Source organism: Agrobacterium vitis, assembly GCF_013426735.1.
GTDB classification, from domain to species: Bacteria; Pseudomonadota; Alphaproteobacteria; order Rhizobiales; family Rhizobiaceae; genus Allorhizobium; species Allorhizobium vitis_D.
This window is the reverse complement of record NZ_AP023272.1, coordinates 2,607,775-2,621,683: the sequence shown is the minus strand read 5'-3', so window position 1 is coordinate 2,621,683 and position 13,909 is coordinate 2,607,775. Positions and strand designations below refer to the sequence as shown.

At 55.7% G+C, this 13,909-nt stretch carries 15 protein-coding genes and 1 tRNA gene; 10 read left to right on the top strand and 6 right to left on the bottom strand.

The window, feature by feature from the left end:
• Positions 1 to 35 precede the first annotated feature (35 nt).
• From H1Y61_RS12165 to H1Y61_RS12145, 5 genes are all read left to right on the top strand, one after another.
• On the top strand, positions 36 to 962 hold the full coding sequence (locus H1Y61_RS12165) for a glutaminase (RefSeq protein WP_070150317.1): 927 nt from the start codon (positions 36 to 38) through the stop codon (positions 960 to 962).
• A 140-nt stretch (positions 963 to 1,102) separates the two neighbouring features.
• The gene (locus tag H1Y61_RS12160) at positions 1,103 to 1,897 is read left to right on the top strand and encodes a ChbG/HpnK family deacetylase (protein ID WP_235680895.1); all 795 of its coding nucleotides are present in this window, start codon (positions 1,103 to 1,105) and stop codon (positions 1,895 to 1,897) included.
• 96 nt (positions 1,898 to 1,993) lie between these two features.
• On the top strand, positions 1,994 to 2,881 hold the full coding sequence (ttcA, locus tag H1Y61_RS12155) for a tRNA 2-thiocytidine(32) synthetase TtcA (RefSeq protein WP_180572763.1): 888 nt from the start codon (positions 1,994 to 1,996) through the stop codon (positions 2,879 to 2,881).
• Positions 2,882 to 2,924: 43 nt separating this feature from the next.
• Positions 2,925 to 3,761, top strand: a complete 837-nt coding sequence (locus tag H1Y61_RS12150) for an inositol monophosphatase family protein (protein WP_174110624.1) — start codon at positions 2,925 to 2,927, stop codon at positions 3,759 to 3,761.
• A 27-nt stretch (positions 3,762 to 3,788) separates the two neighbouring features.
• A complete protein-coding gene (locus H1Y61_RS12145; protein WP_180572762.1) occupies positions 3,789 to 4,610 on the top strand; it encodes an inositol monophosphatase family protein in 822 nt (273 codons plus the stop codon).
• A gap of 75 nt (positions 4,611 to 4,685) precedes the next feature.
• Here the strand turns inward: H1Y61_RS12145 and H1Y61_RS12140 are convergent, their stop codons facing one another.
• From H1Y61_RS12140 to purL, 5 genes are all read right to left on the bottom strand, one after another.
• Entirely contained in the window at positions 4,686 to 5,891 is a 1,206-nt protein-coding gene (locus H1Y61_RS12140; protein ID WP_174110662.1) for a multidrug effflux MFS transporter, read from the bottom strand.
• Positions 5,892 to 6,148: 257 nt separating this feature from the next.
• Positions 6,149 to 6,484: a Grx4 family monothiol glutaredoxin gene (grxD, locus tag H1Y61_RS12135; protein WP_015915811.1), complete on the bottom strand. Its 336-nt coding sequence runs from the start codon at positions 6,482 to 6,484 to the stop codon at positions 6,149 to 6,151.
• 101 nt (positions 6,485 to 6,585) lie between these two features.
• Positions 6,586 to 6,786 carry a hypothetical protein gene (locus H1Y61_RS12130; protein WP_071204469.1) on the bottom strand — a complete coding sequence of 67 codons (201 nt, stop codon included), beginning with the start codon at positions 6,784 to 6,786 and terminating at the stop codon, positions 6,586 to 6,588.
• Between the two features lie 15 nt (positions 6,787 to 6,801).
• The gene (locus tag H1Y61_RS12125) at positions 6,802 to 7,038 is read right to left on the bottom strand and encodes a BolA/IbaG family iron-sulfur metabolism protein (RefSeq protein ID WP_015915812.1); all 237 of its coding nucleotides are present in this window, start codon (positions 7,036 to 7,038) and stop codon (positions 6,802 to 6,804) included.
• A 38-nt stretch (positions 7,039 to 7,076) separates the two neighbouring features.
• Positions 7,077 to 9,314 carry a phosphoribosylformylglycinamidine synthase subunit PurL gene (gene purL, locus H1Y61_RS12120; protein ID WP_180572761.1) on the bottom strand — a complete coding sequence of 746 codons (2,238 nt, stop codon included), beginning with the start codon at positions 9,312 to 9,314 and terminating at the stop codon, positions 7,077 to 7,079.
• A 365-nt stretch (positions 9,315 to 9,679) separates the two neighbouring features.
• On the opposite strand from purL, the gene H1Y61_RS12115 reads away from it, so the two are divergent.
• Together H1Y61_RS12115 and H1Y61_RS12110 are read left to right on the top strand one after the other, a co-directional pair.
• Positions 9,680 to 10,273 carry a DnaJ domain-containing protein gene (locus H1Y61_RS12115; RefSeq protein ID WP_085946625.1) on the top strand — a complete coding sequence of 198 codons (594 nt, stop codon included), beginning with the start codon at positions 9,680 to 9,682 and terminating at the stop codon, positions 10,271 to 10,273.
• Positions 10,274 to 10,783: 510 nt separating this feature from the next.
• Positions 10,784 to 11,488, top strand: a complete 705-nt coding sequence (locus H1Y61_RS12110; protein ID WP_180572760.1) for a hypothetical protein — start codon at positions 10,784 to 10,786, stop codon at positions 11,486 to 11,488.
• A 21-nt stretch (positions 11,489 to 11,509) separates the two neighbouring features.
• Here H1Y61_RS12110 and lipB read toward each other — a convergent pair whose 3' ends face one another.
• A complete protein-coding gene (gene lipB, locus H1Y61_RS12105; protein ID WP_180572759.1) occupies positions 11,510 to 12,241 on the bottom strand; it encodes a lipoyl(octanoyl) transferase LipB in 732 nt (243 codons plus the stop codon).
• A gap of 283 nt (positions 12,242 to 12,524) precedes the next feature.
• On the opposite strand from lipB, the gene H1Y61_RS12100 reads away from it, so the two are divergent.
• The 3 genes from H1Y61_RS12100 (at position 12,525) to H1Y61_RS12090 (ending at position 13,908) form a co-directional block, all read left to right on the top strand.
• Positions 12,525 to 12,773: a hypothetical protein gene (locus tag H1Y61_RS12100; RefSeq protein WP_180572758.1), complete on the top strand. Its 249-nt coding sequence runs from the start codon at positions 12,525 to 12,527 to the stop codon at positions 12,771 to 12,773.
• Positions 12,738 to 12,822, top strand: a tRNA-Leu gene (locus H1Y61_RS12095). The genes H1Y61_RS12100 and H1Y61_RS12095 overlap by 36 nt, the downstream gene beginning before the upstream one ends.
• A gap of 255 nt (positions 12,823 to 13,077) precedes the next feature.
• Entirely contained in the window at positions 13,078 to 13,908 is an 831-nt protein-coding gene (locus H1Y61_RS12090; protein ID WP_174110627.1) for an ABC transporter permease, read from the top strand.
• Position 13,909: the final 1 nt, after the last annotated feature.

The following is a 13,909-nucleotide window of genomic DNA, read 5'->3' as shown; positions in this document are numbered from 1 at the left end:
CCGGGATGAGCAACAGCTCGGCATGGGGAAACCAGATGGATTTGCAGGCAATTGTTGACGACATTGTCGGTGAGATGCAGCCCCGACTTGGGGAAGGCAAGGTCGCGGACTATATTCCCGAACTTGCGACGATTGATCCAAAGCAATTCGGCATTGCCATCACCACCGTCGATGGCCAGACCTTCACCGCAGGCGATGCGGCGGTACCGTTTTCCATCCAAAGCATCTCCAAGGTGTTCATGTTGACGCTGGCGCTTGGTAAAACCGGTGAAGGCGTGTGGAAGCGGGTCGGGCGCGAACCTTCCGGCTCGTCCTTCAACTCCATTGTCCAGCTGGAACACGAGCATGGCATTCCGCGCAATCCCTTCATCAATGCGGGCGCCATCGTTGTGACGGATATGGTGCTGGCTGGACACAAGCCGCGCGAGGCCATCGGTGAGTTCCTGCGCTTCATGCAGTTCCTGGCCGATGACGACGGTATTACCATTGACCGGAAGGTGGCGCAGTCCGAGCAGACGACCGGCTATCGCAATTTCGCGCTGGCCAATTTCATGCGCGGCTTCGGCAATCTCGATCATGCGGTGGAGATGGTGCTCGGTGTTTATTTCCATCAATGCGCGTTGGCGATGAGCTGTGTGCAACTCTCCCATGCGGGTCTGTATCTTGCCAACCGGGGTACAAATCCGCTTAGTGGCTTTTCCGTGGTCTCGCCGAAGCGGGCGCGGCGCATCAACGCCTTGATGCTGACCTGCGGCCATTATGATGGCTCGGGGGATTTTGCCTATCATGTCGGCCTGCCCGGCAAGAGCGGCGTGGGCGGCGGCATCCTGGCGATAGCGCCGGGCAAGGCCTCTATTGCAGTGTGGTCTCCGGGATTGAACAAAGTCGGCAATTCGGCGCTTGGATCGGAAGCGCTCGAACTGCTGGCAACCCGGACCGGCTGGTCGGTTTTTGGAAATTGATGTGAGAACGGTTTTTGCTTCTCGGTGAAAAGCAATGCCTGGAGAATGCAGGGTCGATTGGCATAAAGTTCGGCGCGCATTCATGCCGTGACTATGATATAGCGGGCAAAAGGCCTGCAGGAGTGGGACAAGTCTTGAACGTGATCTCGGATATGAAAATCAATGCGGCGCCGCTATGCATCGTTGCCGATGGCTATGGCCTGTCGCCGGGCGTCAATCAGGCAATCAGGACGCTGCTTAGCGAAGGCAAGGTGCGTGGCACCGGCTGCATGACCGTGTTTGCCGATTGGCGCGACGAGGCTTCTCTGTTGCTGCCCGTGATCGACAGATGCGGCGGCGCCATCGGCCTGCACCTGACGCTGACCAATTTCCTGCCTTTGAGCGGGGTGCAGCCCATGTGTTCTTTCCGACGCCGTCTGACCCAGTCCTTCATGGGCGGTATCGACAAGGGCAAGCTGCAACGCGAGCTTGATGCGCAGCTCAACGCTTTTATTGATGTGATTGGCCGCGTGCCTGATTATATCGACGGCCATCAACACATTCATTTCCTGCCCGTGGTGCGAGAATGGCTGGTGGCGCGGCGTGATCTGCTGATCAGCCCGCGCGGCAATAGCCCCTGGTTGCGCGGTGAGCCGGATGCGCGGCTGGCGACAAGCCTTGCCCAGCGGGCCAAGATCAGCCTGGTGCAGCGCATGGCACGCGGTTTCAACACGGAAATGCAGGCGGCGGGCTATACGATCAAGGGACCGCTGACCGGTTTTTACGAGCGCGGCAAGCCGAACGGCTTTGCCGATGCGCTTCGCTATTTTCGCAGCCATGCGCCGCGTGACGCCGTTGTCATGTGTCATCCCGGCCATTCGGATGCGATCCTGCGGGCGCGTGACCGGCTGATGATGGCCCGCGAGGTTGAATTTGCCGAGCTGATGCGCCAGTAAGGGAAGATCGTAAGAGAAGATCCGTCCGATAGGCATTGGCGGTAATTCACGGATCGACGGTATTAGCCAAATTAGCGGACAGGGGCGCATCCGAACATGAACCTTGCATTTGCGGGAAGCGCGACGGAACGCACCGAGGCCGATGAGGCTGAAGACGCGCAGGAGAATGTTCGCCATCCCCTGTTTAGTGCCGCACCACAATCGGTATCCTTCAACAAGCTACGCAAGCGGTTGCTGCGCCAAGTGCGCCAGGCAATGGACGATTTCGGCATGCTGAACGGCCAGAAGCGCTGGCTGATTGGGCTTTCCGGTGGCAAGGACAGCTATGGTCTGCTGGCGCTTCTGATGGATTTGAAATGGCGCGGCCTGCTGCCAGTCGAGCTGATCGCCTGCAATCTCGATCAGGGGCAACCGAATTTTCCCAAACATGTCCTGCCGGATTACCTGAAATCCATCGGCGTTGCCCATCGCATCGAATACCGAGACACCTATTCCATCGTCAAGGAAAAGGTCCCGGCGGGCGGCACCTATTGTTCGCTCTGCTCACGGCTGCGGCGCGGTAATCTCTACCGCATCGCCCGCGAAGAAGGCTGTGATGCGCTGGTGCTCGGCCATCACCGCGAAGATATTCTCGAAACCTTCTTCATGAATTTTTTTCATGGTGGCCGGTTGGCGGCCATGCCGGCCAAGTTGTTGAACGATGAGGGCGATCTGTTCGTGCTGAGGCCGCTGGCCTATGCGGCGGAAGACGACCTCGCCAAATTCGCTGCCGCCATGCAATTTCCAATCATTCCCTGCGATCTCTGCGGCTCGCAGGACGGTTTGCAGCGAAATGCCATGAAGGACATGCTGGCTGGAATCGAAGCCAAGATGCCGGGCCGCAAGGATGCGATGCTGAGGGCATTGTCGCATGTGAACCCCTCGCATCTGCTTGATCCGGCGCTATTTGACTTTTCCGGGCTGACTGTCACGAAGCCGTCATAAGGCGGGCGCATCGAGTTTTTGACATTTCACCAGCCTTAAGAAAGTGCCTCCCGTGTTTCAAGATCGTGATATCGACGCCGTCCTGCAAATCGTCAAGGACGCCGCCGCCAGCCAGATCGTGCCTCGTTTTCGCCGTCTCGGCGTTTCCGATATTTCCGAAAAGAAATCCTCTATCGATCTCGTCACAGAGGCCGATCTTCTGTCGGAAAAGCAGATGACGGACGCTTTTCTGGCCCGCTGGCCCGGTGCCTTGATCGTCGGTGAGGAAGCATGCGAAACCAATCCAGGCGTGATCGACGCGTTGAGGGATGCGGAGCTGGCATTCGTCATTGATCCGGTCGATGGAACATTCAATTTTCAGGCTGGCCTGCCTTTGCATGCTACCAATCTCGCCGTTGTGGTGCGCGGTGAGACCGTGGCGGGGATTATCCACGAATCGGTGCTTGGTGATACGCTGGTGGCATCTCGCGGCGCGGGCGCACATTTCCTGCGCGCCAATGGTGAGCGGACAGCCATTCAGGTGGCTGCCGGGTGCGATTTGTCAGCCATGGTTGGAACGATTTCCATCAACGAGTTGAACGGTGAGGAAAAGCGTCGGATTGCTGGTAATCTCACCAAAACGAAGATGGCCTTTGCCTTCAATTGCTCGGCCTACGAATATTGGCTGGTTGCCACGGGCAAGGTCCATTTCATCGGTCATTACAAATTGATGCCCTGGGACCATCTGGCCGGTGTGTTGATCCATCAGGAAGCGGGCGGTGTGACTGCCCGGTTCGATGGCAGCCCCTATCGTCCTGGTGATACCACCGGTGGCATCCTGACGGCACCGGATCGCGACAGCTGGGAGATGATTCTACGCGAAGTGATCCAGGCGAAATAAGACTGACACACTCTAGAAGGAACAGACATGGCCGATATCGACATTGCAGCCCTTGCCAATCTTCTGCAGGAAGCGGCAGTCACGGAAATCCTGCCGCGTTTTCGCAATTTGGGCGAAGGCGATGTACGGATGAAAACCGAGGCCATCGATCTGGTCACCGAGGCCGATGAAGCAGCGGAGCGGTTGATCCACAGCCGTATCAAGGAGTTGATGCCGGAAGCTGTCTTCATTGGTGAGGAAGCGGTTGCCGCTGATCCGGCCCTGCTGGACAAGCTGGCGGATGCCGAACTTGCTGTGGTTGTCGATCCCATCGATGGTACCTTCAATTTTGCGGCCGGCCTGCCGCTGTTCGGGGTCATGCTCAGCGTCGTGCGTCAGGGCGAAACGGTTGCGGGCCTGATTTACGACCCGATGGGCAACGACTGGGCAATCGTTGAAAAAGGCAGTGGCGCGTGGCTCTGCAAACCCGATGGCAACCAGGAAAAGATGGAGGTGCGCCCGGCACCCGATCTTGCCCAGATGATCGGCATTGCCAATGTCGGCTTCTTCGAGCTGGAGGCGCGCCGCAAGCTGCTGGTCAATCTGGCTGAGGTGCGGCTGTTCACCAGCTATCGCTGTGCTGCTCACGAATACCGCATTCTCTGCCAGGGCCATATGCATTTTGCCATGTATAACAAGCTGATGCCCTGGGATCACTTGGCCGGCACGCTGATGGCCCAGGAGGCAGGCGCCTATGCCGCCCGCTTCGACGGCTCAGCCTACCTGCCGCACCACACCAGCGGCGGCCTGTTGATCGCCCCCGACAAGGAGAGCTGGACCGAATTGCGGGAAAAGATTTTCAACGTTTGAAATCTCGGCTTATCCAATCAAAAAAAAGCCACGGCAGGTGACCTGCCGTGGCTTTTTGGTTCGGATATCCGATTGTTAGACCTTGGGGTTATGCGACTGAAACAGCTTGCCCTTTTCGGCAATCAGCACGAAGACCAAACCGATAACGCCGAGGAAGAAGTAACCGGCCACCAGCGGGCGTGCCGTGCCGTCGAAGGCTTGACCGATCACGGCGCCGATGACCGAGCCGCCGACGGTGGAAATGAAGCCGAGGACCGAAGAGGCCGTTCCGGCGACGTGGCCGAGCGGTTCGATGGCAAGCGTCTGGAAATTGCCGCCGATCCAGCCGAACTGGAACATCGAGACGGCAAAGAATGTCATGAACACCACGAACGGCAATGGTGTTGGCCCGAAGGTTTCGGCCAGCAACCATAGGGCATTGATGGCGATGAAGCCGAGAAGCGAACCATGAGAGAGCCGCCGCATACCAATTCGCCCGACCAGCTTCGAATTGACATAGGACGACAGCGCCATGAAAATCGCCACGGCAGCAAAGGCGAATGGAAACCAGATGCCCAGACCATAAATGCCCATGTAGATCTGTTGAGCAGAGTTGATGAAGCCGAACAGCGCCCCAAAGATGAAGGTGCTTGCCAGTGTGTAGAACAGGGCAATGCGATTGGACAGGACGATCTTGAAGCCCTGGAAGATCACCTTGGGGGTGAAGTCGCGGCGGTTTTCCGGATCGAGTGTTTCCGGTAGCCGCATCTGCATCCAGATGCTGGTGAGAATGCCGCCAACAGCAATGAACAGGAAGATCAGGTGCCAATTGCCGAAGAACATGATGATCTGACCGGTTCCGGGGGCGACGACCGGGATGATCATGAACACCATCATGATCAGCGACATCACCTCCGCCATCTGGCGACCACCGTAGATATCGCGCACAATGGAAATGGTGATCACTCGGGTGCCAGCCGAGCCAGCGCCCTGGATGAAGCGCAGGATCAGCAATCCGGCAAAGCTTGGCACAATGGTGATCGCCAGCGCCGCCAGAACATAGACGATAAGACCGATCAACATCGGCGTGCGCCGCCCGAACCGATCCGACAGCGGGCCATAGATCAATTGCGCGCAGCCAAACCCGATCAGGTATGACGTCACGACATATTGCCGGTGATTTTCATTGACGACATTGAGGGCTTCGCCGATCTGCTGCAAGGCAGGAAGCATGATGTCGATCGCCAACGCGTTCATTGCCATCAATGCGGCGCAGAGAAAGACGAATTCCAGCTTGCTCATGCCTTGCAAGGCAGCTGGAGCGGAACGAATGGGAGCTGTCATGGGAAAACATGTCCTGGAAAATCAAAAGGCGTCGCAAGGCGCGACGCCCTTATCAGATACTGCATTAATCCCTCAATCGGAATCGATTATGAGAGCCGTGCTGTCGATAGGCTTGTAGCTGACCGCTGTGTGCGTCAAATTTACCGCACCGCAATATGCGCAAGGGCGTCGATGGGGACAAGCCCGGAATACCACCGGGCTTTATCCAGTTCGCGTCAGGCGGCGCCGCGAACGGCAATGCCCTTTTCCTCGAGATGAGACTGCAATTCACCGGCCTGGAACATTTCCCGGACGATATCGCATCCGCCGATGAATTCGCCCTTCACATAAAGCTGCGGAATGGTCGGCCAGTTGGAATAGGTCTTGATGCCTTCGCGAATTTCTTGGTCGGCGAGCACATTGATGCCCTTGTAGTCGATGCCGAGATAATCGAGCATCTGCACGACCTGGCCCGAAAATCCGCATTGCGGAAACTGGGGCGTGCCCTTCATGAAAAGCACGACATCATTGCTTTTGACAGCATTATCAATGAATTCGTTTACACCGCTCATGGATTTATCCTTTCAAATGCGGGTCAAGGCCGCAGTATTCCATTGCCTATATAGGCGCATTTTGCCGAAATTTCAAAAGTCAAAACGGAAACAGACGGTCATCAGCCCCGGTTGCGGGTCACGCGCCGGGCCTGACGGGCAGCCTTGTTGCGGTTATTTGCCCGCGTCGGCTCGACCTTTTTGTCGGACGCCGGCGCATTCAAGCGTTGCAGCTTGGCCTGCTTGTATTTCTTTCGGTCGGACATTTCAGCTTTCACCGATTTGATCAGTGAGGAGAAAAACGAGGTAATCGGGTTGCTCATGATGATGTGATACCGTCAGGCTTCGGGGATGGAGGTTTGCAGGGCGAGCGCATGCAGCACCCCGCCCATATTGCCTTTCAGGGCATCGTAGACCATCTGGTGCTGCTGTACGCGCGACTTGCCGCGAAAGGCTTCGGCAACGACTTCAGCGGCGTAGTGATCGCCATCGCCCGCCAGATCGCGGATGACGACCTTGGCACCGGGAATACCCGCTTTGATCATGTCTTCGATATCGCCGGGCTTCATAGCCATGGTTCTGCTCCCATTCTGATCTTTTTGCGCGCCTGGTTTTACTGCGCGGCGGCCAGGGTTTCAGCCTTGCCATCCATGAAATTAGGGAACCACGATTCATGCGTGTTGCGCAATTCCTCTACAGCGATTGTACACACACCGTCGATGACAAGTGCATCGCCGCCCACCTTGCCAAGACGGCGGAACGGTACGCCAGCGCCTTCGGCATTGGCGCAGATGAAATTGGCGAGGTCAGCTGGAACCGTCACGACATAGCGAGCCTGGTCTTCGCCAAACAGCAGGGCGTGGGCTGGACCGCGGCTTTCCGACAGGTCGATGGTAAGACCCTTGGCCGAGGCCATCGCCATCTCGGCCAGAGCAATCCCGAGGCCACCGGAGGAAATGTCATGGCAGGCGGTTACCTGACCATTGCGGATCGCCGAGCGGATGAAATCGCCATTGCGGCGTTCGGCATGCAGGTCCACTTCGGGCGCTGGGCCATCGGTGCGGCCAAGAAGGTCACGCAGATAGATCGAGCTGCCGAGATGCGTGCCATCGGTGCCGATCAGCAGGACATGATCGCCGTCCTGGGCGCCGCCAATTTTCGCCATCCGGCTCCAATCGGGCAGCAGGCCAACGCCAGCAATGGTCGGGGTCGGCAGGATCGCGACGCCATTGGTCTCGTTATACAGCGAGACATTGCCCGAGACGATCGGGAAATCCAGTGCCCGGCAGGCTTCGCCGATGCCCTTGATGGCTTCCACCAGCTGGCCCATGATCTCCGGCTTTTCCGGATTGCCGAAATTGAGGTTGTCGGTGGCAGCCAGCGGCTCGGCGCCGGTCGCGGTAATGTTGCGCCAGCATTCAGCCACGGCCTGTTTGCCACCTTCAAACGGATCGGCTTCGACATAACGCGGCGTGACATCCGAGGAGAAGGCCAGTGCCTTGGTCGGATGATTTTCCACCCGCACAACGCCCGCGTCACCGCCGGGAAGCTGAAGCGAATTGCCCTGGATCAGCGTGTCATATTGTTCATAGACCCAGCGGCGGCTGGACTGGTTGGCCGAACCGACCAGCGACAGAATAGCGGCGCGGTAATCGGCTGGCTCGTCCACCAGATTGGCGGGCAGGGGGCCGCGCTTGTCTGATTCGCGCCATGGGCGGTCATATTCGGGTGCCTGATCGCCGAGATCCTTGATCGGCAGATTGGCGACTTCTTCGCCTTGATGCAGGATGCGGAAGCGCAGGTCGTCGGTGGTTTTGCCGACGATGGCGAAATCCAGGCCCCATTTGACGAAGATCGCCTTGGCGACCTCTTCCTTGGAAGGCTCCAGCACCATCAGCATGCGCTCCTGGCTTTCCGAGAGCATCATTTCATAGGCGGTCATGTTTTCTTCGCGCACCGGCACGGTGTCGAGGTCAAGCTCGATGCCGAGATCGCCCTTGGCACCCATTTCCACCGCCGAACAGGTGAGACCGGCGGCGCCCATGTCCTGAATGGCGATGACCGCACCGGTCTTCATCAGTTCAAGGCAGGCTTCCAGCAGGCATTTTTCGGTGAAGGGATCGCCGACCTGTACGGTCGGGCGTTTTTCCTCGATGGATTCGTCGAATTCCGCCGATGCCATGGTTGCACCGCCTACGCCATCGCGGCCAGTCTTGGCGCCGAGATAGACGACCGGCAGGCCAACGCCCTTGGCCTCGGACAGGAAGATCGCGTCCGACTTTGCAAGGCCAGCGGCAAAGGCGTTGACCAGAATATTGCCGTTATAGCGCTCGTCGAACTCCACTTCGCCGCCTACGGTGGGAACGCCAAAGGCATTGCCATAGCCGCCAACACCCGCCACAACGCCAGAGACGAGATGCCGTGTTTTCGGATGATCCGGCGCGCCAAATCGCAGCGCGTTCATGGCAGCGATTGGACGCGCGCCCATGGTGAAAACGTCGCGCAGGATGCCTCCGACGCCGGTTGCAGCGCCTTGATAAGGCTCGATATAAGAGGGATGGTTGTGGCTTTCCATCTTGAAGACCACGCAATCGCCGTCATCGATATCAACCACGCCTGCATTTTCGCCCGGACCTTGAATAACGCGAGCGCCAGTGGTTGGCAGGGTGCGCAGCCAGCGCTTGGAAGATTTGTAGGAACAATGTTCGTTCCACATGGCCGAGAAAATACCAAGCTCGGTGAATGTTGGCTCCCGTCCGATCAATTGCAGAATCCGGTCATATTCCTCCGGCTTCAGGCCGTGGGAGGCTACCAGTTCCGGGGTGATCGGGAGGGAATTCGGGATCGTCATGGCTCTCTCTTGCACTGGGAGTGAGAATTTTGCCGCCCTTTTATAACAGGCAATTCATTCGCGCGACTGGAAAATGTGGCTGCGGCGGGTAAAATGCGGCCTTTCCAAGGTTTGCATGTCGATGGCTTATCTGTGACCGGATCTGCGCAAATTCCAGGGCTGGTGAAAGCGCGGTTTATAGCATCTCAGACAATCTGTTTGGGGATAGATCATTTCTTTTCACATTTTCGCCCCGGCCTGCGGTAAACTTATGCGCGATGTAAGCGAGGCGGATGAGCCTGTGTTACAGCCATGCGAAACGTCTGCCCGCTTTGCCGGGCCGGTTGGAATTCTAGACAGGTGCGTTTGTGATCGATCCTTATGTCATGTTGGGTTTGGAGCGCGATGCCGATGAGGCGGCGGTCAAGGCGGCGTATCGCAAGAAGGCCAAGAGCGCCCATCCGGATGCGGGCGGCGACCCGGACGAGTTTGGCAGGATCACTACGTCCTACGATCTCTTGAAGGATCCGGTTCGCCGTAAGGTCTATGATGATACCGGCTATGATCCGCAATTGGCCGATGTTGCCGACCTGAAGGGCTTGATGGTGCTGGAATCGCTGATTAACGACATGATTCTTGACGAGCGCGAGCCCGGCAGTTTCGATCCGGTCGCGGGCCTGCGCCGCAAGTTGACGGACGATATCCTCAAAGCCCGGTTTCATATTCTGGAACTGGAGCGTCACCGCACCCGTATCCGCAAGCATGTGGATCGTATTGGCCGACGACCTGAAACCGATGTGCTCGGCTCGATGTTGCGGGCCCGCACCCAGTCGATTGCCGAAGCGATCAAGAATGCCGAAACCCAGATCGACGCCATCGAGCGTGCCTATTCCATGCTAGAGGGCTATTCCTATGAGCTGGAACCACTGGTGGAGACGCTGTCCGATCCTGTTCCGGATCTGCCGAAGGCGGCCGAATAGCATCGGCCCGAAAAGTGTGGAGCGGTTTTCGGATAAGCCGATGCTTGGGAAAAGCCATCGGCCCGAAAAGTGTGGAGCGGTTTTCGGATAAGCCGATGCTTGGAAGAACCCATCGGCCCGAAAAGTATGAAGCGGCTTATCGTGCGCACCATCATTCACAAAAATAATCCAAACAGAAAAGCGTTGCAGGCGTCTGTTGGTTGGTGTCGATTCGCCTTGGCTTGGCTGCCTCAAAAAAAGACATTCAATTTCCATTAGGATAAAAATGGATCATTTTGGAGCGTTGCTTATTTGGTTCGTTAACGCACCCTTAAGTCCTGTCGACAGAAGCCGATAAGGATACGTCGGGTCCGATCAGTTTACTCCATGGAATTCAATTCATTGTTTTCCCATTGAAAAATATTGTCTTTTTCAAGGATTAATGTCGAATTACCGAGCGTTTGGCCGAGGGTCTGCTGGCTGGTATTTAAATATGACAGTCGTGAAAACGAATTTTGTCGTGAGGCGCCATTGCGGCACAGTTTCAATTTTCGTAATTTGCGACGTCAGGATAATTTTTTCTGCGGCGTGGAACCAATTGAGATGGCGAACATTTCTGTTGCGGTTTTAAACGGTTCAACGGCGTGGCAATCAGATGGGCGCGTATTTTTAACCCGGATGCGCTGCAGACGGATTTCGATCTGGATCTATTTTAAGCTGGCAATCATCCGGGTAAAAAATTTGTCGAAGGCGTGGGCCTTTGGCGAGAGGCGGTCAAGGGAATGCCGGGTGGCTGGGAATCATCGGCGTTTTTTTCACGGAGATCGTATTATGGGGCTTTACGATATTAACCGGCTACTGAATGTGAATGACGATACCTTGGGTGGGCGACTTGCAACTGCGCGGGATTGCGCAGGCATGGATCTCGCGGATTTGGCCTCGATCGCGGGTGTGCCGGTTGCGAAATTGCGCTCATGGGAGGCGGATCGCAGTGAAGCCGATGCCAGAAGTCTTGGATTGGTTGCCGATAGTCTTGGCGTTTGCCGCCAATGGCTGATGACAGGCAACGGGCGCGGTCCAGACGAAGAGGACAATGGCGGCGATGCCGAGGACGACATGCTTTTAGTCATGCGCCGCGAGCTTGACCGTTTGACCCATATGTATCAGGAAACCGGCAGCATGATCGAAATCCTGCACCGCAGGATTGGCGATTTGGAGCAGCGGTCCAGCCGGTGATGGGTGCCTTTCAGGCGCCAATTACCGCGGCTTTATATACTGGTCGGCCACTGTCGGGCCGAACACCGTTTCAAATGCTTCTTTGAGATGAATATCGACATCGGCCATCGTCACAGGCAGACCGAGATCGACAAGGCTAGTGACGCCATAGGCAGAGATGCCACAGGGTACGATACCGCTGAAATGAGACAGGTCTGGCTCGACATTTAAAGACAGGCCGTGAAAACTGACCCAGCGTCGCAGACGAATGCCGAGAGCGGCGATTTTGTCTTCAGTAACGCTACCGTCCGGTAGAGGTGCCTTATCTGGCCGGCGAACCCAGACCCCGACCCGATCTTCTCGCCGCTCGCCGCGAATATTCATCATATCCAGTGTTTTGATAATAACGTCCTCAAGGGCGGCGACATAGGCTCGTACGTCCTGGCGGCGACGCTTCAAATCCAGCATGACATAGACGACACGCTGGCCCGGTCCGTGATAGGTATATTCACCACCACGTCCGGTAGCGAAAACCGGAAAGCGTTGCGTATCGATCAAATCCTTCGGATTGGCACTGGTGCCTGCCGTGTAGATCGGCGGATGTTCCAGCAGCCAGATCAGCTCGTCTGTGGTGCCGTCGGCAATGGCTGCTACTTCGTCTTCCATCACGCGCAACGCATCCTCATAGCCTACAAGTCCCTCGCTGACCCGCCACCGGATCGGCGCATTGCCAGGGCTGGCAAGCATAGACTTGTCGAGATCGGAACGAAGCATGAGACACTATCCTTAAGGGTACAATTGGCTGTCGCCATCGTGTGGTTGGTTTATAGCGCCGCGCCTCATATATGGGTCGGCGGTATAACACTTTAAGTTTGTTGCATAATTTTCTTACGCCGATTTCGGCTGAAAGAATTATGCAATGGTGAAACGGCAACGTCGTTAAACGGCGCACATGCTGACGTTCGACCGTTGCGCGAACCAGATAAGGTTAAGGAGAAGATGTGCGCGCCTTCTCGCCTTGATTATACCGGCAAGGGAGCATGAGCGGTGATCTCCAATGACTCAATCTTATAAGGTTCATTCTGCTTATAAGGTTCATTCCAGCAGCGCGCCGCATTTCACCCTGCATTTGGCCCTGCTGGAGCGAGTTTTCAACAGACAATTCAATGCCGTGGAGCGATTTCATAAAAATGTTGCAAGCCGCCCTTGTGTACCCCCGATGCATTTGCTAGATGCAGCCCGTCGATGCAAGTCGGCACTCTACCACGATGCGGTCGTGGCGGAATTGGTAGACGCGCAGCGTTGAGGTCGCTGTGGGGCAACCCGTGGAAGTTCGAGTCTTCTCGACCGCACCAAGAACCCGGCTTTAGGCCGGGTTTTTCTTTTTTGTTCAACGGGTTAAGTTTTGATGTGTCCCACGTCAAAACCATGCGTGGGACACATCAAGCCGGACCATTGCTTATTGTGCAGGCTTCCGGCGCTCTACCCCAAGGTATATAAATCTCGGTTGCGGCGTGCTTGCGTTTGCACTTTGTCTGTTCGACGCCGCGGACTCGGAAAAGCCGGATTTTTGATTTATAAATCGACAATTGAAAAATTGGAAAGCGACCGTGACAGAAACTTCCGCTCGAGCCCTAAGGAAAAAAGACGCTTCTTCTGAAATTACGGTCAAGCACGCGTTGAATGAAAAGTTCAATGTTATGCACGCGGTGATCATGCGCGACATTCGAAGCCGTTACTTCAACCACGGTTTAGGGTTCTTGATTGTGCCGCTATTTCCGGTAGCACATATTCTTTTGCTTCTGGGTGTTTATCACGTAACTGGAAAAACCTCTGAATTCGGCGATGATCTTCAGTTGTTCTTTGCGACGGGTCTGCTGCCCGTTATGACATTTATGTATGTTTCTCGCTTTATGTCTATATCATTGGTTGCAAATAAATCTATGATGGCTTTTCCTGTTGTGCGCCTGCTTGATATCGTGTTGGCCCGTGCATTTCTTGAATTTATTGGTATAGTTATTGCGTTTATGCTGATATATTTTTATTTGGTTTTTACAGGAACTAATCCTGTGCCGGCCTACCCATCTGAGGCGTTGACTGCCTTCTTCTTTACCGTGATTTTATCAATTGGATTCGGAATAACGGCGAGCGTTATTTCTGCAATTGTTCCCATTTTTCCAATGATTTATGGGTTTTCAATGGTAATATTTTATTTGACTTCAGGTGCGCCAATTTATCTCCATACATTTCCACAGCAGGCTCTATATGGGTGTTCATGGAATCCTGTTTTTCAGGCGGTTGAATGGGTAAGATCGGCGTACTATCTAGGTTATCCGACTGAGTATGTTGATAAACAATATCTCATTGGTTTTGCTATCGGCAGTGTATGTTTCGGCCTGATACTTGAGCGTTTGGCACGCAAGTTTGCGCTAGAAGGTTGAG

Excerpts from the sequence above, each read along its gene's own strand:
- H1Y61_RS12165 (WP_070150317.1), top strand. The coding sequence starts at position 36 with ATGGATTTGCAGGCAATTGTTGACGACATTGTCGGTGAGATGCAGCCC.
- ttcA (WP_180572763.1), top strand. The coding sequence starts at position 1,994 with ATGAACCTTGCATTTGCGGGAAGCGCGACGGAACGCACCGAGGCCGAT.
- H1Y61_RS12145 (WP_180572762.1), top strand. The coding sequence starts at position 3,789 with ATGGCCGATATCGACATTGCAGCCCTTGCCAATCTTCTGCAGGAAGCG.
- H1Y61_RS12140 (WP_174110662.1), bottom strand. The coding sequence starts at position 5,891 with ATGAGCAAGCTGGAATTCGTCTTTCTCTGCGCCGCATTGATGGCAATG.
- grxD (WP_015915811.1), bottom strand. The coding sequence starts at position 6,484 with ATGAGCGGTGTAAACGAATTCATTGATAATGCTGTCAAAAGCAATGAT.
- H1Y61_RS12130 (WP_071204469.1), bottom strand. The coding sequence starts at position 6,786 with ATGAGCAACCCGATTACCTCGTTTTTCTCCTCACTGATCAAATCGGTG.
- H1Y61_RS12125 (WP_015915812.1), bottom strand. The coding sequence starts at position 7,038 with ATGGCTATGAAGCCCGGCGATATCGAAGACATGATCAAAGCGGGTATT.
- purL (WP_180572761.1), bottom strand. The coding sequence starts at position 9,314 with ATGACGATCCCGAATTCCCTCCCGATCACCCCGGAACTGGTAGCCTCC.
- H1Y61_RS12115 (WP_085946625.1), top strand. The coding sequence starts at position 9,680 with ATGTTGGGTTTGGAGCGCGATGCCGATGAGGCGGCGGTCAAGGCGGCG.
- lipB (WP_180572759.1), bottom strand. The coding sequence starts at position 12,241 with ATGCTTCGTTCCGATCTCGACAAGTCTATGCTTGCCAGCCCTGGCAAT.
- H1Y61_RS12100 (WP_180572758.1), top strand. The coding sequence starts at position 12,525 with ATGACTCAATCTTATAAGGTTCATTCTGCTTATAAGGTTCATTCCAGC.